Source organism: Desulfitobacterium hafniense DCB-2, from assembly GCF_000021925.1.
Lineage (GTDB): Bacteria > Bacillota > Desulfitobacteriia > Desulfitobacteriales > Desulfitobacteriaceae > Desulfitobacterium > Desulfitobacterium hafniense.
The window spans coordinates 382980-400378 of sequence record NC_011830.1 but is presented as its reverse complement, the minus strand read 5'-3'; the positions used below and the strand labels follow the sequence as shown (position 1 = coordinate 400378).

Sequence of the window (17399 nt, the reverse complement as noted above, 5' to 3'; positions counted from 1 at the left end):
TCCTTAATCCCTTGATCCATCTTAAGTAAAGGGGTGAACTTATGCGAATTGGAAGAGTCCTCAACAGTATCTGGGCTACACGCAAAGCGGATTCTCTGATCGGAACCAAGCTGATGATCGTGCAGCTCCTTGACCGGCCCCATGGTGAATTAGGTCCCATCATTGTTGCCGCCGACATTATCGGCGCAGGCATCGGCGAGAAAGTCCTGGTTACTGAAGGCAGCTCAGCACGAAATATGGATAACTTTAACGACTCCCCCATCGACTCGACCATAGTCGGGATCATCGATGAGGAGAAAGATAAACTGGCCGAGGTGTCCAAGCATGCGTGAAGAATTGATCGAAAAAATTAAAAAAGCCGGTGTGGTTGGCGCTGGGGGTGCAGGCTTTCCGACCCATGTCAAGGTCAATTCAAAAGCCCGGACCGTTCTTGTCAATGGGGCTGAGTGTGAACCCCTGCTCCGGGTTGACCAGCAGCTGATGGCGGGGCAAGCCTCGAAAGTGGTCATGGGTTTGGAACTGGTGATGTCCGTCACCGGGGCCAAGGAGGGGATCATCTCCCTTAAGCACAAGTATCACGATGCCATCAGTGCCCTGGAAAAAGAAATCAGCGGCAAGCCCATCCGCATCCACATCCTGGATGATTTTTATCCGGCCGGTGACGAGCATGTTACTGTCTATGAATCCACAGGACGTCTCGTACCCCAGGGCAGTATTCCTCTTAAAGTGGACTGTGTCGTCCATAATGTGGAGACCCTGCTCAATACTGTTGATGCTGTTGCCGATCAACCGGTGACTGATACCTACCTCACCATCACCGGCGAGGTCAATCAGCCGTTGACCTTAAGATTGCCCATTGGCACCGCCATAAGCGAAGCCCTGGCTATGGCCGGTTACCATGATTCAGGGGGCATGCAGGTCATTGAAGGCGGTCCCATGATGGGAAAAATCGTCGCGGATCTCCATCAGCCCATCACCAAAACTACCAAGGGATTAATTGTCCTGCCCCGGGAACATCCTTTGCTGAGGCTGAAAACCCTGCCTGCCGACAAAGTTCTGCGCCAATCCCGGGTCAGTTGTGTTCAGTGCCGTTTTTGTACAGATTTATGTCCCCGCTATTTGCTGGGGCATCAGCTTGAACCCCATAAAATCATGCGGATGGTTAACTATGGCCAAGGGCAGGAGGAGACGATGAAGATGGCTTTTGCCTGCTCCGAATGCGGGGTTTGCGAGCAATACGCCTGCATCATGGGGCTCTCCCCCCGGGCCGTCAATGCCCTGCTCAAAAAAGAGCTGACCAGGTTAGGGATAAAACCTTCCCCCTCCCCGGCAGACCAAGCCGTTGATCCCCTCCAGCCCCATCGCAAAATACCTGTAAAGCGCCTGATCAGCCGGCTGGCTCTCCAGGACTATGACCGGAATGCACCTTTACAGGAAAGGGACTATCCCATTGACCGTGTGGCCATAAAATTATGCCAGCATGTGGGTGCCCCCAGTGTGCCTACCGTTAAAGCAGGACAAAAGGTAAAAAAAGGAGACCCCATAGCTTCACCCCCTGCCAAGGGTCTGGGGTCTTATCTCCATGCCAGCATCGACGGCGTCGTCCAGGAAATCACGGATAGTATCCTTATCTCTGCACGGAAAGGAAGTGAAACACAGCCATGGAATCCATCGGTTTAGTGGAAGTCAACAGTATTGCCAGAGGCATCGAAGCCGCCGATGCTATGCTGAAAGCGGCCCAAGTCGATCTCCTGGAGGCCAAGCCGGTTTGTCCGGGAAAATATATCGTTCTGATTTGCGGTGATGTAGCCGCTGTGCAAAGCTCGGTAACTGCCGGAAAAACTATGGCCGCCCACTCGGTCCTTGATGATTTTATTCTCCCCAACGTTCATCCGCAGGTTCTCACCGCTATCTCAGCCGCCACGCCCCTTACCCTGATCAAGGCCCTGGGTATTATTGAAACCTTTTCCATTGCCTCACTCATAGTGGCCGCCGATACTGCTGCCAAAACCGGTCAGGTGGACCTGGTGGAAATACGGATCGGAATGGGCATCGGCGGAAAATCCTTTGTTACCCTCACCGGGGACGTGGCCTCGGTGGAATCCTCCGTTGCCGCAGGGGTTATGCTGGCTTCGGAAAGAGGAATGCTTGTGGATAAGGTCGTGATCCCTTCCCCTCATGACCATTTGAAACGATGTCTTTGTTGAGAATTCCGACCCGGCAGAAGGTCCGTCACAAAGGAGGTGAAGTGACGCTTGAAAGCCTTAATTACCGCAGCTGACATTAAAAAAGCATCGGAAACCCCTGAAAAAATCCTCACGATCTCTGAGGCAGACCTGATCACCCCGGCTGCCCGGGATGCTGCCAAGGAGCTGGGCGTTCAAATCACAGCCCACCCTGTTTCTCTGCCGCCAACTGTTGCTCCGTCTCCGGCCTTCTCCCCGGCCTCCCCTCTCGATCCGGCCTTGGTATCCCGCATTATTGAGGAGGTCATGGTTTGCCTCAATCGGTCCGGCTCACCTGCACAGCCTCAAAAAGAAGCCGATCCCGGTGGTTTAAGAATTGTAAAGGGGAACAGCCTTATTCTAGAGGATTTTGCTACCGGCAACCCCAGGGACCAGATCAAGATTAAAGAACTATTCAACAAAAAAGAGTGCCCCCTCTATTCGGCAGGGATCATGGCTCTTGACAAAACCAGTTATAGTTTGACTCCGGCCAGGGATGAGCTGAATTACATCATCGAAGGCACTTTGGAATGTTGTATTGATAACCGCTGCTATACGGCCCAAGCCGGCGATACACTCTATATTCCCGCCCAGGCCAAGATAATCTTGACTGCTGCAGACAAAGTCAAGCTGTTTTATGTCTGCTGACCCAGTACTCTGTAATACCCACAGAGTAGCAGCCAATTTAAAAAGGAGGATTTTACTATGCAACAGGAAGCTTTAGGAATGATCGAAACCAAAGGTCTCATTGGTGCCATTGAGGCAGCAGATGCCATGGTCAAAGCCGCCAATGTTCACTTAATCGGCAATGTGCTGGTCGGCGGCGGTCTCGTTGCCGTCATGGTCCGCGGCGATGTCGGTGCAGTCAAAGCCGCTACAGATGCCGGTGCCGCTGCCGCCCAGCGGGTGGGCGAGTTGATCTCCGTCCATGTTATTCCCAGACCTCATGGCGAGGTGGAAATGATCCTGCCGAAAGCCAAGTAATTGAAGTTAAACCTTAGGAGGGAACGCAATGCAACAAGATGCCTTAGGAATGGTTGAAACAAAAGGTTTGGTTGGCGCCATCGAGGCCGCCGACGCCATGGTCAAAGCAGCCAATGTTCATTTAATTGGTAAAGTTCTCGTCGGAGGCGGTCTCGTCACCGTCATGGTCCGTGGGGATGTCGGAGCGGTCAAAGCCGCTACAGATGCCGGTGCTGCCGCTGCCCAGCGGGTAGGTGAATTGAAATCCGTTCATGTCATTCCCAGACCCCATACAGAAGTTGAAATGATTCTTCCCCATGATGATTCAGGGAAGGCGTAATTGGAAAGGATGATTCCTCGTGGTATTAGATACGGACTTAGCTTCTATTCAAGAATCCCGTAATCTTGTCCAAAAGGCCAAGGAAGCCCAACTCCACTTAGCTCATTTTAATGAGCAGCAGATTGATAAGATCCTGGCGTCCATCGTTGCCGCTGTTGAAGAGAATGCCGAAGGATTGGCACGGATGGCTTGCCAGGAGACTGAATACGGGATCGTTGAGCATAAAATCGCCAAAAACCTTTTTGCTGCGCGGGATGTCTATGAATCCACAAAACATATCAAAACCATCGGTACCATCAGTGAAGACCCCGACCGGAAAGTCATCCGCTATGCCGCCCCCATGGGTGTACTGGTAGGAATTACTCCCCGTACCAATCCCACCTCGACCATCATTCACAATGCTCTTTGCGCCATCAAGGGAGCCAATGCCATCGTCTTTTCCCCCCATCCCTTTGCTGTTCAATGTGGGTGTGCCACTGCCAGTCTGATCAATGAGGCTGCCGTCAAAGCCGGGGCTCCCGACGGGGTCTGCTCCTGCCTCAGCATGACCTCCCTGCAGGCCAGCCATGAGCTTATGCATCATCCCGACGTCGCCGCGATTATCGCCACCGGGGGACCGGGACTGGTTAAATCGGCCTACAGTGCCGGCAAGCCGGCCTTTGGGGTGGGATCGGGCAATGTTCCCGTCTTTATCGAGCGCTCGGCGGATATCAAGCAGGCCGTCAATGATATTATGGTCAGCAAAACCTTTGATAATGGCATGATCTGCGCTTCAGAGCAAGCGATTCTTGCCGACCAGCCGATTAAAGATGAGGTGATCAAAGAGCTGCAAAACCAGGGCGCTTACTTCCTCTCTCCGGAAGAAGTTCAAAAGGTGGGCCGGGTGGTCATCCATGCCAACGGCAGTATGAATAACGCCTTAGTCGGACAATCCCCTGCCGTCATCGCCCAACGGGCAGGGATCAGCATTCCTGCCGATACAGCCCTGCTCATTGCCCCCATGGAGGGTTACGGCAAGGATTATCCCCTCTCCCACGAGAAACTTACCACTGTATTAGGCTTCTATGTGGTTCAGGATTGGAAAGAAGCCTGTCATCTCAGCATTGAGCTTTTAAAGTTGGGGGGAATCGGCCATTCTTGTGCGATCCATTCCCAAAACGAGCAGGTGATTCGGGAATTTTTGGCTAAACCGGTTTTCCGGATTATCGTCAATACACCTTCAGCCCTTGGCGGCATCGGCCAAACCACCGGCATCATGCCCTCTTTAACCCTTGGTTGCGGCACATGGGGCGGCAGCAGCATCTCGGAGAACTTAGGACCTCAGCATTTGATCAATATTAAACATCTGACCTATGGTCTTAAAAAAGTGGCTTTCCATAAGGTGCCGGCTACCCAAGGCAATGTTTCCCCACTTCTGCCGCCGACCAAGGCAACTTCCTGGGACATCAAATCAGACGATATCGACGATGTGGTTAAACAGGTTCTTCAGCAACTGAAGATCGGTTAGTCATCATCAAGCAAGTGCAGGTGAGATACATGGAGCATAATCAGCTTATTGCCATGATTACTGAAGCCGTCATGGAACAAATCCGCCCCCTCCCTAAGATAAATCAGATTCCCGTGGCCATATCCAACCGCCATGTCCATTTGTCCCAGGAAGACGCCCAAACCCTCTTCGGCCCCAACTATTCGTTTAAAATAAAAAAAGACCTCTCCCAGCCCGGGCAATATGCCTGTGAAGAAAGGGTAACCCTGGTGGGACCCAAAGGAGTTATTGAAAACGTGCGTATTTTAGGACCGGTCCGCCCTCAGACTCAGGTGGAGCTCTCGGTTTCTGATGGGATCAAGCTCGGTATCACCCCACCCGTCCGGGATTCCGGCGATCTGGCCAACTCAGCCGGGATCACTCTGGTTGGCCCTTCAGGCTCCCTCACCTTACCGGAAGGGGTGATCGCCGCCGCCAGGCATATCCATATGCATAGCACCGATGCTGCACGTTTCGGAGTCAAAGACAGGGACCGGGTCAGCGTCACTGCACCTGGCCCCCGGGGATTAGTCTTCAGGGAAACCCTGATTCGCGTCAGCCATAACTTTACCCTGGAGATGCATATCGATATTGATGAGGCCAATGCTGCAGCCCTGCGCAATCAGGACTATGTGGAGCTGCTTTTAGTGAATCATCTGCTTCCATAGGCCGGCTGCTTAGGGCTAATTTCAGGGCTAATTTTCTATGAAATCTTAACTACTGAAGTCTTAACTTCGCCGCATAAAGGAGGGGCGTGTCGGAACCAAGCTTTCCACACGCCCCCTTTTTGCATACCGTCCCGCACCGGCATAAGCTATACTTCTGATATACAGCCTATGCTTCCAAGCCGGATGAGTGCAGAATACAGTCCTTAATGCAGGCTACCAGGGAGGATCGACCATGAACACCTATGCCCTTATATTAATCGTACTCATCGCTTCAACCATGCAGGCCGCCACCGGATTCGGATTTGCCATCATGTCCATTCCTTTCCTGCTTCTCTTGCTTGACCCCCGTGACGCCATCCAACTGAATATTCTACTTGCCTTCATCATCTCCCTGATGATGATCTATAAAATCCGCCATACTGTTAAAGCAGCCACTTTAAAGAGATTAATCATGGGCAGCTTACTGGGAACGCTGCCGGGAATCCTTATCTTTATTTTTCTGGATGTACGTCCCTTGAAACTCTTGATCAGTGTATTGCTGCTGATATCGACCTGTTTATTGGCTGCTAAAATTTGCTTTAAAGAAAGCAACACCAAAGAATTCCTGATGGGGGTCTGTTCCGGATTTCTCACCACCAGCATCGGTATGCCCGGTCCCCCCCTGATGATCTATTATGCGGGAACCGATCTTGATAAGGCCACCATACGCAGTACAACCGTCGCCTACTTTGTCTTCATCAATTTGCTCAGCATTCTCATGCAAACCTTTCTTTACGGCAATTCCGCCATAGTCTGGAAGTCCACCCTGATTTCTCTTCCTTTTCTGGTGCTGGGAATTGTGCTTGGACAATTTGTCTTTGTCCGGCTCAATCAACAGCGGATGCAGCAGCTTATCTATCTTTTATTGTTTTTTACCAGCATCTACTTATTTATAACCACGATTATTGTCTAAAAACGTTTGACTGAGGACACCGTCATCCTGTCTGAAGAAAACGGAGGTTAACTCAACTTTAAATCATTTGCATAACGATAGGGTATGATCTCTCTTTGAGCCGTTTCTATATACCCTTTTTCCTTATGAGAAAAATCCGATATCTTCGTTGCCGAAAAATCCTTGAAATATTCAGCTATGGCAAAAATTACTTCCAGCTCCTCATTAGAAAACAGGTCTTGATTTCCCCTTTCTGTTGGCATCAATATCTCACCCTCGTATAGTCCGTCATAGGGCTTTGTTTCAATGACTCCTACACTTTCAAGTACCCAATGGATTAAATCATGATTTACAGGAACCGGGCCAAAATGATGGTGAATATAGACCAGCCCCGTTATGGGATATCCATAACGCTTAAAATGAAGGTTATCAGCATAATAAAGAAGCTTTTGCAACTTCGTCTTCACTAATTCCCTATTCGTTACAGCAAATATCTGAACCAGAGCAGCAAGTTTTTCAAAATCAAATTCAATATTTGTAATCCCCTTGTTATAAAATGGAGCGAAACGTTTATTCAAAAAATCAACCGGATCTTGCTCCGCCGCTGGATCTGTCTTATCGATTTGGGCTAAGATTTTTCTCTTTTCTCTATCGGTCAGTTTGTTTTTATTACTGTCATAAAGATAGTTGAGATAAGTGGGATCATTTTTCAAACGCAATAATTGCTCATGATGAGATGCACTCGGTATGGCTCCTCCCTCATAACGCACAAAGGTAGCCTGGCTCCATCCCAGTAGTGAAGCGACAGTTCTTCCCGAGCCAATGGATTCACGGATTTGCTTTATTTCGAAAGGTGAAAGCAAATTGTGTTTGTTGCGATAGGCTTGATAAACCCTCTCCAGATTCTTGGTATCCAGCTCTTCATCGAAAAGCTCATTTCTGCAGATTGAACAAATGCGAATATCGGAAACGGTCTCTATTTCTTCCCCACGAACAGAAAAAGTCTCCCTCTTATTGTCAACTTGTGTTTCTTGCTCACATTGGCAAATATCACAGTATTTTTTCACGATGCTATTCCTCCTTATCCAAGGCGAAGGGAAGTGTCTTTGGTCCAGCAATTTTTATCACCCTTTTTTATTATAACACCATTTGCTATTAAATAGTAGCAAAAATATGGAGGAATTTCTCTTACCAAGTTGCTTCTCTCTAGGCTATCAATTCTTTAAAAAAACACTGTATTTTTCAGTCTACAGATATTATATTTATGCATAATAATGTATAATTATATAAGGTTTTTCTGCACGTATTCCCTTCAATAGAAAGTAAGGAGTGGTTGATCAAGATGCCTAAGAGAGAAGATATTAAGAAGATAATGATCATCGGTTCCGGCCCCATCGTCATCGGGCAGGCTGCCGAATTTGACTATTCAGGAACCCAGGCTTGCAAAGCCCTCAAAAACTTAGGTTATGAAGTGGTGTTGGTGAACTCCAATCCCGCCACGATTATGACGGATGCCGGTACGGCTGATGCTACCTACATCGAGCCTCTCAATGTCCAGAGAATCACCGAGATCATCGAGAAAGAGCGCCCCGATGCCCTTCTGCCCAATTTAGGAGGACAATCCGGGCTAAATCTGAGTTCCGAACTGGCCAAAGCGGGAATTCTCGATCACTATGGCGTGAAAGTCATCGGGGTACAGCTGGATGCCATCGAGCGGGGGGAAGACCGCATCGCCTTCAAGGAGACCATGGAACGCCTGGGTATCGATATGCCCAAAAGCAGCCCTGCTTACACTGTGGAAGAAGCCGAGAAAATCGCTCAGGAGCTGGGCTATCCCGTGGTGATTCGTCCTGCTTACACCCTGGGCGGCACCGGGGGCGGCCTGGTCTACAATGTGGAAGAATTAAAAACCATCGTGAACCGGGGCATCTCCGCCAGCATGATCGGACAGGTTCTGGTGGAAGAATCCGTCCTGGGCTGGGAAGAGCTGGAGCTGGAAGTGGTCCGGGACTCCAAAAACCAAATGATCACCGTCTGCTTCATCGAAAACATCGACGCTATCGGCGTCCATACCGGGGATTCCTTCTGCAGCGCCCCCATGCTGACCATCTCTCAGGAGCTTCAGGAAAGGCTTCAGAAATACGCCTACTCTATCGTGGAAGCCATCGAAGTCATCGGTGGGACCAATGTCCAATTCGCCCATGATCCCAAAACCGACCGGGTGGTGATCATCGAGATCAACCCCCGTACCTCCCGCTCCTCCGCCCTGGCTTCCAAAGCCACCGGGTTCCCCATTGCCCTGATCTCTTCCCTGCTGGCCGCCGGCCTGACCCTGGATGAAATCCCCTACTGGCGGGAGGGAACCCTGGATAAATATACTCCCTGGGGTGACTATGTAGTGATCAAGTTCGCCCGCTGGGCCTTTGAAAAGTTCAAGGGTGTGGAAGACAAACTGGGCACCCAGATGCGGGCCGTGGGTGAAGTCATGAGCATCGGCAAAAACTATAAAGAAGCCTTCCAAAAAGCCATTCGCAGTTTGGAAATAGGCCGTTACGGCTTAGGCTTTGCCAAAGATTTCAACACCAAGACCCTCCCCGAGCTTCTGGAGCTGCTGAAAACCCCTACCAGTGAACGGCATTTTATGATGTACGAAGCCCTCCGCCAAGGGGCTGATCCGGCGGAGCTTGCCGCCATCACCTATGTCAAGACCTGGTTCATTGAACAAATGAAGGAATTGGTGGACCTGGAAGAAAAGATCCTGGAGTATCAAGGCCGGGAGCTCCCCGCCGAGCTCCTGATCCAAGCCAAAAAGGATGGTTTTGCCGACCGCTATCTGGCCCAGCTCTTAGGTATTTCTGAGACGCAAGTCCGCCGGCAGCGCCTGGGGCTGGGGTTGACCCAGGCCTGGGATGCCGTACCTGTAAGCGGGGTAAACAACGCCTCCTATTATTACTCCACCTATAATGCCCCGGACAAGGTCACCACCAGCCAGAGGGAAAAGGTCCTCATCCTGGGCGGCGGCCCCAACCGCATCGGCCAGGGCATCGAATTTGACTACTGCTGCGTTCACGCCGCTTTTGCCTTAAAAAACCTGGGCTATGAAACCATCATGATCAACTGCAACCCCGAGACCGTATCCACCGATTATGACACCTCGGATAAGCTATATTTCGAGCCCCTGACTGTGGAGGATGTCTTAAGCATCTATGAAAAAGAACGCCCCATCGGCGCCATCGTCCAATTCGGAGGCCAGACACCCCTGAATATCGCCGCCCAGCTCCAGGAGGCGGGAGTAAGAATTCTCGGTACCGTACCGGAAGTCATCGACCAGGCTGAGGATCGGGATCAGTTCCGCAAAATGATGGAGAAACTGGCTATCCCCATGCCCCAGGCAGGTATGGCCAGCACTCTGGAGGAAGCTTTGGCAGCGGCGGAGATGATCGGTTATCCCGTCATGGTTCGTCCCTCCTATGTCCTGGGAGGCCGGGGCATGGAAATTGTCTTTGATGAAGAACAGCTGCGGGAATATGTGGCCGCCGCCGTGGACATCACCCCGGAACGCCCCATTCTTATCGATAAATTCCTGGAGAATGCCATCGAAGCAGAAGCCGATGCCGTCTCAGACGGTACTCATGCCTTCGTCCCTGCCGTTATGGAGCACATCGAGCTGGCGGGGATCCATTCCGGAGACAGTGCCTGCGTCATTCCTCCCCTGACCATTGCCGACCGCCATTTGCGCACCATTATCGATTATACCCAGCGGATTGCCCAGGAACTCCATGTGGTAGGGCTTATGAATATCCAGTACGCCATCGCCGAGGATAAGGTCTACGTCTTAGAGGCCAATCCCAGAGCTTCCCGCACCGTACCCCTGGTCTCCAAAATCTGCAACACCCCCATGGCCAGGCTGGCCACGGAGTTGATACTGGCTGATTATACCGGGCAAAAGAACGATATCGCAACCAACTTCAAGCCTGCTCAGATCTCCCATTACGGCGTCAAAGAAGCGGTCTTCCCCTTTGACAAATTCCCTGAAGTAGATCCCGTCCTCGGCCCGGAAATGCGTTCCACCGGAGAGGTTTTGGGCATGGCCAATTCCTTCGGCCTGGCCTATTTCAAGGCTCAGGAAGCAACCCACTCCTCCCTGCCCTTCAGCGGAACCGTCCTTATGAGCATTGCCGAACAGGACCGCTCTTCAGGGGTCATCGAAATCGCCCAGGAATTCCTCAAGCTGGGCTTTAAGATCAAAGCCACTCAGGGGACCCGGAAATTCCTTCAGGATCATAGCATTGACGCCGAATTCATCCATAAAATTGAGGAAGGCCGTCCCAATATCACTGATGGTATTATGAACGGCGAGATCCAATTGGTCATTAACACCCCCATCGGCAAACGCAGCCTCAAAGATGATTCCTACATCCGCAAGACCGCCATTAAGTATAAGATCCCTTATATCACCACCACCCCGGCCGCCTTAGCCAGCGCCAAAGGAATTGCCGCATCTCAGGAGGCGGCAGCCAATAAAACCGTGGTTAAATCCCTGCAGGAATATCATGGTGAGATAATGTAATTTCGGTAATATAATTCAGATCATATAATTTGGCTCATGTAATTAGATAATGTGATTTAGATCGTTGACAGTCCCCTTGCTTTTAAGATATGATTTTATCAGTCTTAGCTCAACTGGTTTTCGGTTGCACACCCCTATATATAGTGTTTTTTTATAAACTTTCATCTATATATGGTGTTCAACGAGATTTTGATGTATAATGAGACTGGTTCATTAATAAGGAATCTCATAGGTGACTGTACAACCACAGTTGAAAAGGGAAGCCGGTTAGAGGCCGGCACGGTCCCGCCGCTGTAAGGGAAATATACTTCTTGGCATTACCACTGAAAGGGTTTCGGGAAGGTAAGAAGTATAGATGATCCTAAGTCAGAAGACCTGCCTATGTGTATACCACCAACTCTACGGAGGATAGAGTATGTTGGGCTGCTAACGGCATGTTGTTTTTAGCTTCTCGGCATCTCTGTCGGGAAGTTTTTGTTTCGGATGTCATCATGAGTCCCTGAACGATGATAAGAGATCAGATTGAGAAAAGAGGTAGATTGTATTTGATTACTAAGATTCGCAAGCGCGACGGACGGGAAGCTCCTTTTAACATTGAAAAAATAGCCAACGCTATCTTTAAGGCAGCCAGTGCCACAGGAGGCAAGGACTATCAATCCTCTCTCCTTCTTGCGGAAGAAGTGGTCAACTACCTTGAGGTTAACCTACATAAAAAAGTCCCCTCTGTGGAAGAAATTCAGGATGCTGTGGAAAAGATCCTGATCGAAAGAGGCCACGCCCGCACAGCCAAGGAATTCATTCTCTATCGGGCGGAACGGACCCGTGTCCGGGAAATGGATACCCGGCTTATGAAGGTCTATGAGGAGCTGACTTTTAAAGAAGCCAAAGATAATGATATGAAGCGGGAAAATGCCAACATTGACGGAGATACCGCCATGGGCACCATGCTGCGCTACGGCTCCGAAGGAGCTAAACAGTTTAATGAGATGTTTGTCTTAAAGCCCGAACACTCCAAAGCCCACAAAGAAGGAGATATTCACATCCATGATATGGATTTTCTCACCCTCACCACTACCTGCTGCCAGATCGATATTATTAAACTTTTCAAAGAAGGCTTTGGGACCGGCCACGGCTTCTTAAGAGAACCCAATGATATCCAGAGCTACAGTGCTTTGGCTTGTATCGCTATTCAGTCCAACCAAAACGATCAACACGGCGGCCAAAGCATTCCTAATTTTGATTACGGTATGGCGCCGGGAGTAGCCAAAACCTATATTAAGCTTTATAGACAGAACCTGCTTAAAGCCTGCGAGCTTTTAATCCATCAGGATGTGGATCAGGAAGAGCTGGAAGCCCATCTCAAGGATGTATTCTCAGCCCTTGCCAACCAAGGGCATACACCTACCCTTTCCTCTGACCCGGATTATTTTGAGCAGGAAGCCGCACTGCTTCAAACCCTGCCTAATCTTAAGCTGGACATGCCTACCATCCGCAAAGCTCAGGAGTTTGCCGTCAAAAAAGCTCTTGCCGAGACGGATAAAAAAACCTATCAGGCTATGGAAGCTTTGGTCCATAACCTCAATACCATGCACAGCCGTGCCGGAGCCCAAATTCCCTTCAGCTCCCTCAATTACGGCACGGACACCACCCCGGAAGGCCGTATGGTGGTCAAAAACCTGCTCCTGGCCACCGAAGCAGGTCTGGGCAACGGCGAAACCCCCATCTTCCCTATCCATATCTTCAAAGTGAAAGAAGGGGTTAATTATAATCCCAGTGATCCTAACTACGATTTATTCCAGCTGGCTTGCCGGGTCAGTGCCAAAAGACTTTTCCCCAACTTCTCCTTTATTGATGCTCCCTTTAACCTGCAATACTATGTCCCCGGCAGGCCTGAGACGGAAATTGCCTACATGGGCTGCCGCACCAGGGTGATCGGCAATATTTACGACCCTTCCCGGGAAACCATCTTTGGACGGGGAAATCTCAGCTTCACCACCATTAACCTCCCCCGTCTTGCCATCAAAAGCCACCAAAGCCGCACCGAATTCTTCGCCATGCTGGATGAGAAAATCGACCTGGTTATCAATCAGCTCCTGGAACGTTTTGAAATTCAAGCCCGTAAAAAAGTCAAGAACTTCCCCTTCCTGATGGGACAGGGAATCTGGCTGGATTCCGACCAACTGGGCTGGGATGATGAAATTCGCGAAGTGCTGAAGCACGGCACCCTTTCCATGGGCTTTATCGGACTGGCTGAATGCCTTATGGTCTTAACCGGGCAGCATCACGGGGAATCGGAAGAGGCACGGGAGCTGGGACTGGAGATTGTTCAGCAACTGCGCCGGCGCATGGATGAAGCAGGACGGGAATACGGGCTGAATTTCTCTCTCTTGGCCACTCCTGCCGAGGGCCTCTCCGGCCGCTTCATCAAAATGGACCGGGAGCTTTTCGGCAGCATCCCCGGTATCACAGACAAAGAATACTACACCAACAGCTTCCATATCCCCGTCAGCTTCCCGATCAGCGCCTTTCACAAAATCACGATTGAAGCCCCCTACCATGAGCTGACCAACGCCGGCCATATCACTTATGTGGAGGTTGATGGCGATCCCACTCAAAACTTGGAGGCTTTTGAGAAAATTGTCCGTTGCATGAAAGAATCCGGCATCGGCTTCGGTGCTGTCAATCATCCTGTGGATCGGGATCCCGTCTGCGGATATACAGGAATCATCGGCAACGAATGCCCCCGCTGCGGCCGCGAAGAAAGCACTGCTCCCTTTGAGCGCATCCGCCGTATCACCGGCTATCTGGTGGGAACCTTGGATCGCTTTAACGACGCCAAAAAAGCCGAAGTCCGGGATCGGATTAAACACCTGAATTGCCTTGACTCCTCCATCGGTGAGAAAGGGACGCTTTAATGATGGACTCCTGCATCCGGATCGCAGGAATCATCGGGGAGTCCATTGTGGATGGCCCGGGCATACGCCTGGTGGTGTTCGCCCAGGGCTGTCCCCACCACTGTCCCGGCTGCCATAATCCTGAGACTCATGCTTACGAAGGAGGAAAAAGTGTTGCCATCGCGGAAATTCTTCAGCGTTTAGCCATGAACCCTCTTCTAGACGGCATCACCTTAAGCGGCGGGGAACCCTTTGCCCAGGCGGCCGGCTTTGCCTTGCTGGCACAGTCCGCCCGGCAGAGAGGCTTCCATGTCATGACTTACTCAGGATATACCTATGAAGAACTCACTGCCTCAAGTGAACAGAACCCCGCCTGGGCTCTCTTGCTGGAACAGACGGACCTCCTGGTGGACGGGCCTTTCCAATTGGCTGAAAGGAACCTTCTCTTACCCTTTAGGGGTTCGGAGAACCAGCGGGTTATCGATGTGCAGGAAAGTTTGAGACAGGGTAAGGTTGTTCTGGCCTCGGTTTAAATTCACAAAGAAACGCAAAGAAAAAGACCCTTGTGCTCATTGAAAAAGGTTTGGCTAAACCGCCAGGCTGTGCTATAGTAGATCCAGAGGAGGGATTGCCCATGGATATAGCCGCTTTATCCGTCGTTTCCAATCAGGTTCAGCTCAAACAGCAGGCGTCGCTATCGGTCATGAAGATGGTTATGAATGCTTCTCAGGAGCAGACGAATTCTCTCTTGGCTATGACAGCGGGGATGTCCGGTGAGATGGAGTCATCTGTTAATCCTCATCTTGGCAGTAAACTTGACGTATTAGTATAGGGATATCCTTATACCCCCACTTATCTATAAGCTAAAAAGACCCCTTGCCGGTGAACTCATTTTCCCTGGCAAGGGGCCTTTTCGTACTTACGAATGCTTATTCTATTTCATAGTATCACCGTGGACGAACTACTCACTTAACCGTTCTCGAATTCGTTCTACTAATTCACCAAAAGCAGGGACATATTTTCCCTTTATATCTTGACAAATCCTTACTGCAGTCATTTCGTTGTAAATATGAACAGTAGCATTCCTATCGTCCAGCATGGAAAGCCATAACTCCTCATTCCCAATGACTTCAGTGGCGAAGGCCTCTCGTAAGATTCTCTTTGGAGAATTTAGACCGATTAACCCTTCGTCCTCAAAGACGGCCTGCAAAGTTTTCCATGCTAACTCGAAAGTAAACTCAAAACGCTGTATTAATCCATCTCTCATTAAATCATCATTTCCGTCATACCGGTTACTTCCCTCTTTGAGTCGCGCATATGCTTTCTCAAAATTATCTAACTTAGTGTAGGGTTCGCTCATAGAGGGTAACACCTTCTTTCTTGATATTTTCCAGCAAACGTGAATCCATATGTTTATCGTGGAATAAGATATCTAATTTCAAAAGGGTTCTTAGGTCATCGAACTCACTAAGAAGGCTTCCTCGTTTATCGAATTCAGGCAGTGGAAAAATGACCAAATCAATATCACTAAGCCCTTTATTATCTCCTCTGGCACGGGAGCCGAAGAGAATAATTCTTTCAACTGCATATTTTTGCCCAATGTTTTGGATACTCTCCACTAGTCTTTTGTCTAAGTTCACGTTAACCATCCCCTACACATAATCCCCTAAAGGAGGGTCTCCCCCCTCCCCAATCCTTCAGGATTCGATACGTTCAAAACGCTCATACTAGTGTACACTTTTCCAGACAAACCCATTATACCATTTTCGCAAGTAAATTCTTAGCATAAAAATTCAAAGAAAAACCACCTTTTGTTTGGACAAATTGTTGGGCACAAGAAGCCCCGCAGCCAATACAACTACGGGGTTATCTAAAAAACAATTTACAATTTTCAAATGAACTCTGTCCCAAGGCTTGACTATCAATATCCTCTTGAATAATCCTCAAAGCAATCGAGACACACCTTTTTCCCCTCCTGGAGCCTCATTTTATGCTCAGGCGCGCCTTCTCCGCAGACTTCACAGATCACCGTCTTAAAGAGGCGGGCCTGCTTAGGCAAGGTAAAACCAGGCTTTTTAAACTCAAAGACATCATCCATAGGAGCAGTCAGGATATAGTTTTGACGTTCCTGACGATCCATTTCACTTGAAGAGGGCTTAAGAACGATGCGCATACTTTCTCCGGTGTTTCTGCTGAAGAAGCTGAAGGCCATTTTCCCGGTGCCGCGATAGATCAGATTACCTTTACCAAAGCTGCACCCCGTAATCACCTGCACGGCGTCTGCTCCGCAGGCATCATTTTCCGTTACACACACGACTTCCTCATCCTGAGAAAACTTAAGGCCCATTTTTTCCTGAACTGCTTCACATGCTCTGAAACCAATCGCTAACCCCGGACATTCATGACCATGAAAGGCCACCGCCTTTTCCCACAACTGCTTATCCATAATCACCTATTCCTTTCCTTAATTGATGCTTTATGATGATGCATTATGCTCTTTACATTATGCTTTATTCGCTTTAACACCTTGTTCAGGGAAGGGCACGACTATTTTGGCCCCATGGGCATATTCTATAGCCACCGGTATGCCGTACACTTCGCCGATAACCTTGGCATTCATAATTTCTTCGTCGCCATAGGCATAAATTCCTCCGTCTTTAATAAAGAGAAACCGGTCGCAATAGCGCAGGGCAAGATTCAGATCATGAATGACCATGAGGACACAGATGTTTTCCTCCTTGGCAATTTTCCCTACCAAGCCAAGCATATCATGCTGATTTTTCAAATCCAGATTGCTCGTCGGTTCATCCAGCAACAGCACTTTAGGCTGTTGGGTCAAAGCCCGGGCCAGCATGACTTTTTGCAGTTCCCCGCCGGAAAGCTCATCGATATAAGCCAACGACATCTGGCTTAATTCCAACTTTTCGATCATGCCATGAACGATCTCATAATCTGCTTCCGTAGGACTGAACCTGATATAGGGTTTGCGTCCCAGCATCACCGCATCATAAACCGTAAACCGTGCGGTTTCACTATGCTGGGCTACATAAGCCATCTCTTTCGCCACATTGGTGCGGGACATGCTGCACAAATCCCGTTCATCCAGAAGAACCTGGCCAGAGCGTGGGGACAGTATTCTATTGAGGCATTTGATCAAGGTGCTTTTTCCTGCGCCGTTATTGCCCAGAATGGCCACACAATGTCCGTAGGGAGCCTCGAAATGCATATCCTCCAGGACAAGGCGGGAGCCATATTGAAAGCTTAGCTCCTGAACTTTCAGCAT

At 49.7% G+C, this 17399-nt stretch carries 18 protein-coding genes and 1 riboswitch; of the genes, 13 read left to right on the top strand and 5 right to left on the bottom strand.

Features of this window, described 5'->3' with window-relative positions:
• Positions 1-41 precede the first annotated feature (41 nt).
• The 9 genes from DHAF_RS01885 to DHAF_RS01845 all read left to right on the top strand — a co-directional run bounded on the left by DHAF_RS01885 (position 42) and on the right by DHAF_RS01845 (position 6673).
• Positions 42-332 (top strand): EutN/CcmL family microcompartment protein, encoded by a 291-nt coding sequence (locus tag DHAF_RS01885; protein ID WP_015942721.1) that lies wholly within the window; start codon positions 42-44, stop codon positions 330-332.
• Positions 325-1680: a 4Fe-4S dicluster domain-containing protein gene (locus DHAF_RS01880; RefSeq protein WP_015942720.1), complete on the top strand. Its 1356-nt coding sequence runs from the start codon at positions 325-327 to the stop codon at positions 1678-1680. Before DHAF_RS01885 ends, DHAF_RS01880 begins: the two co-directional genes overlap by 8 nt.
• Positions 1662-2207 carry a BMC domain-containing protein gene (locus DHAF_RS01875; protein ID WP_015942719.1) on the top strand — a complete coding sequence of 182 codons (546 nt, stop codon included), beginning with the start codon at positions 1662-1664 and terminating at the stop codon, positions 2205-2207. Before DHAF_RS01880 ends, DHAF_RS01875 begins: the two co-directional genes overlap by 19 nt.
• A gap of 48 nt (positions 2208-2255) precedes the next feature.
• On the top strand, positions 2256-2873 hold the full coding sequence (locus DHAF_RS01870) for a cupin domain-containing protein (RefSeq protein WP_015942718.1): 618 nt from the start codon (positions 2256-2258) through the stop codon (positions 2871-2873).
• A 57-nt stretch (positions 2874-2930) separates the two neighbouring features.
• Entirely contained in the window at positions 2931-3209 is a 279-nt protein-coding gene (locus DHAF_RS01865) for a BMC domain-containing protein (RefSeq protein ID WP_005810301.1), read from the top strand.
• Between the two features lie 28 nt (positions 3210-3237).
• Positions 3238-3528, top strand: coding sequence for a BMC domain-containing protein (locus DHAF_RS01860; RefSeq protein WP_005810303.1), 291 nt, complete (start codon positions 3238-3240; stop codon positions 3526-3528).
• Positions 3529-3547: 19 nt separating this feature from the next.
• Positions 3548-5035 (top strand): aldehyde dehydrogenase family protein, encoded by a 1488-nt coding sequence (locus tag DHAF_RS01855; RefSeq protein WP_015942717.1) that lies wholly within the window; start codon positions 3548-3550, stop codon positions 5033-5035.
• 29 nt (positions 5036-5064) lie between these two features.
• On the top strand, positions 5065-5721 hold the full coding sequence (locus DHAF_RS01850) for a phosphate propanoyltransferase (protein ID WP_015942716.1): 657 nt from the start codon (positions 5065-5067) through the stop codon (positions 5719-5721).
• Between the two features lie 232 nt (positions 5722-5953).
• Entirely contained in the window at positions 5954-6673 is a 720-nt protein-coding gene (locus tag DHAF_RS01845) for a sulfite exporter TauE/SafE family protein (RefSeq protein WP_015942715.1), read from the top strand.
• Between the two features lie 47 nt (positions 6674-6720).
• On the opposite strand, the gene DHAF_RS01840 is transcribed toward DHAF_RS01845, so the two are convergent.
• Entirely contained in the window at positions 6721-7719 is a 999-nt protein-coding gene (locus DHAF_RS01840; RefSeq protein WP_015942714.1) for a type II TA system antitoxin MqsA family protein, read from the bottom strand.
• Positions 7720-7994: 275 nt separating this feature from the next.
• Between DHAF_RS01840 and carB the strand changes: the two genes are divergently transcribed.
• The 4 genes from carB (at position 7995) to DHAF_RS01820 (ending at position 14948) form a co-directional block, all read left to right on the top strand.
• On the top strand, positions 7995-11222 hold the full coding sequence (gene carB, locus DHAF_RS01835; protein ID WP_015942713.1) for a carbamoyl-phosphate synthase large subunit: 3228 nt from the start codon (positions 7995-7997) through the stop codon (positions 11220-11222).
• Positions 11223-11435: 213 nt separating this feature from the next.
• A riboswitch (cobalamin riboswitch) is annotated at positions 11436-11619 on the top strand.
• 148 nt (positions 11620-11767) lie between these two features.
• Positions 11768-14137, top strand: coding sequence for an anaerobic ribonucleoside triphosphate reductase (locus DHAF_RS01830; protein ID WP_015942712.1), 2370 nt, complete (start codon positions 11768-11770; stop codon positions 14135-14137).
• On the top strand, positions 14137-14649 hold the full coding sequence (nrdG, locus tag DHAF_RS01825; protein ID WP_005810328.1) for an anaerobic ribonucleoside-triphosphate reductase activating protein: 513 nt from the start codon (positions 14137-14139) through the stop codon (positions 14647-14649). Before DHAF_RS01830 ends, nrdG begins: the two co-directional genes overlap by 1 nt.
• 101 nt (positions 14650-14750) lie before the next feature.
• Positions 14751-14948, top strand: a complete 198-nt coding sequence (locus DHAF_RS01820) for a YjfB family protein (protein WP_015942711.1) — start codon at positions 14751-14753, stop codon at positions 14946-14948.
• Between the two features lie 129 nt (positions 14949-15077).
• Here the strand turns inward: DHAF_RS01820 and DHAF_RS01815 are convergent, their stop codons facing one another.
• From DHAF_RS01815 to DHAF_RS01800, 4 genes are all read right to left on the bottom strand, one after another.
• Positions 15078-15476, bottom strand: coding sequence for a nucleotidyltransferase substrate binding protein (locus DHAF_RS01815; RefSeq protein ID WP_005810333.1), 399 nt, complete (start codon positions 15474-15476; stop codon positions 15078-15080).
• Positions 15457-15765 (bottom strand): nucleotidyltransferase domain-containing protein, encoded by a 309-nt coding sequence (locus tag DHAF_RS01810; RefSeq protein ID WP_005810336.1) that lies wholly within the window; start codon positions 15763-15765, stop codon positions 15457-15459. The genes DHAF_RS01815 and DHAF_RS01810 overlap by 20 nt, the downstream gene beginning before the upstream one ends.
• Positions 15766-16037: 272 nt before the next feature.
• The gene (locus DHAF_RS01805) at positions 16038-16562 is read right to left on the bottom strand and encodes an FmdE family protein (RefSeq protein ID WP_005810340.1); all 525 of its coding nucleotides are present in this window, start codon (positions 16560-16562) and stop codon (positions 16038-16040) included.
• Between the two features lie 57 nt (positions 16563-16619).
• Positions 16620-17399 carry an ABC transporter ATP-binding protein gene (locus DHAF_RS01800; RefSeq protein ID WP_015942710.1) on the bottom strand — a complete coding sequence of 260 codons (780 nt, stop codon included), beginning with the start codon at positions 17397-17399 and terminating at the stop codon, positions 16620-16622.

What these genes read in the sequence shown, in the direction of transcription:
- DHAF_RS01885 (WP_015942721.1), top strand. Translation starts at nt 42, where the DNA reads ATGCGAATTGGAAGAGTCCTCAACAGTATCTGGGCTACACGCAAAGCG.
- DHAF_RS01880 (WP_015942720.1), top strand. Translation starts at nt 325, where the DNA reads ATGCGTGAAGAATTGATCGAAAAAATTAAAAAAGCCGGTGTGGTTGGC.
- DHAF_RS01875 (WP_015942719.1), top strand. Translation starts at nt 1,662, where the DNA reads ATGGAATCCATCGGTTTAGTGGAAGTCAACAGTATTGCCAGAGGCATC.
- DHAF_RS01865 (WP_005810301.1), top strand. Translation starts at nt 2,931, where the DNA reads ATGCAACAGGAAGCTTTAGGAATGATCGAAACCAAAGGTCTCATTGGT.
- DHAF_RS01860 (WP_005810303.1), top strand. Translation starts at nt 3,238, where the DNA reads ATGCAACAAGATGCCTTAGGAATGGTTGAAACAAAAGGTTTGGTTGGC.
- DHAF_RS01850 (WP_015942716.1), top strand. Translation starts at nt 5,065, where the DNA reads ATGGAGCATAATCAGCTTATTGCCATGATTACTGAAGCCGTCATGGAA.
- DHAF_RS01845 (WP_015942715.1), top strand. Translation starts at nt 5,954, where the DNA reads ATGAACACCTATGCCCTTATATTAATCGTACTCATCGCTTCAACCATG.
- carB (WP_015942713.1), top strand. Translation starts at nt 7,995, where the DNA reads ATGCCTAAGAGAGAAGATATTAAGAAGATAATGATCATCGGTTCCGGC.
- nrdG (WP_005810328.1), top strand. Translation starts at nt 14,137, where the DNA reads ATGATGGACTCCTGCATCCGGATCGCAGGAATCATCGGGGAGTCCATT.
- DHAF_RS01820 (WP_015942711.1), top strand. Translation starts at nt 14,751, where the DNA reads ATGGATATAGCCGCTTTATCCGTCGTTTCCAATCAGGTTCAGCTCAAA.
- DHAF_RS01815 (WP_005810333.1), bottom strand. Translation starts at nt 15,476, where the DNA reads ATGAGCGAACCCTACACTAAGTTAGATAATTTTGAGAAAGCATATGCG.
- DHAF_RS01810 (WP_005810336.1), bottom strand. Translation starts at nt 15,765, where the DNA reads ATGGTTAACGTGAACTTAGACAAAAGACTAGTGGAGAGTATCCAAAAC.
- DHAF_RS01805 (WP_005810340.1), bottom strand. Translation starts at nt 16,562, where the DNA reads ATGGATAAGCAGTTGTGGGAAAAGGCGGTGGCCTTTCATGGTCATGAA.
- DHAF_RS01800 (WP_015942710.1), bottom strand. Translation starts at nt 17,399, where the DNA reads ATGCTGAAAGTTCAGGAGCTAAGCTTTCAATATGGCTCCCGCCTTGTC.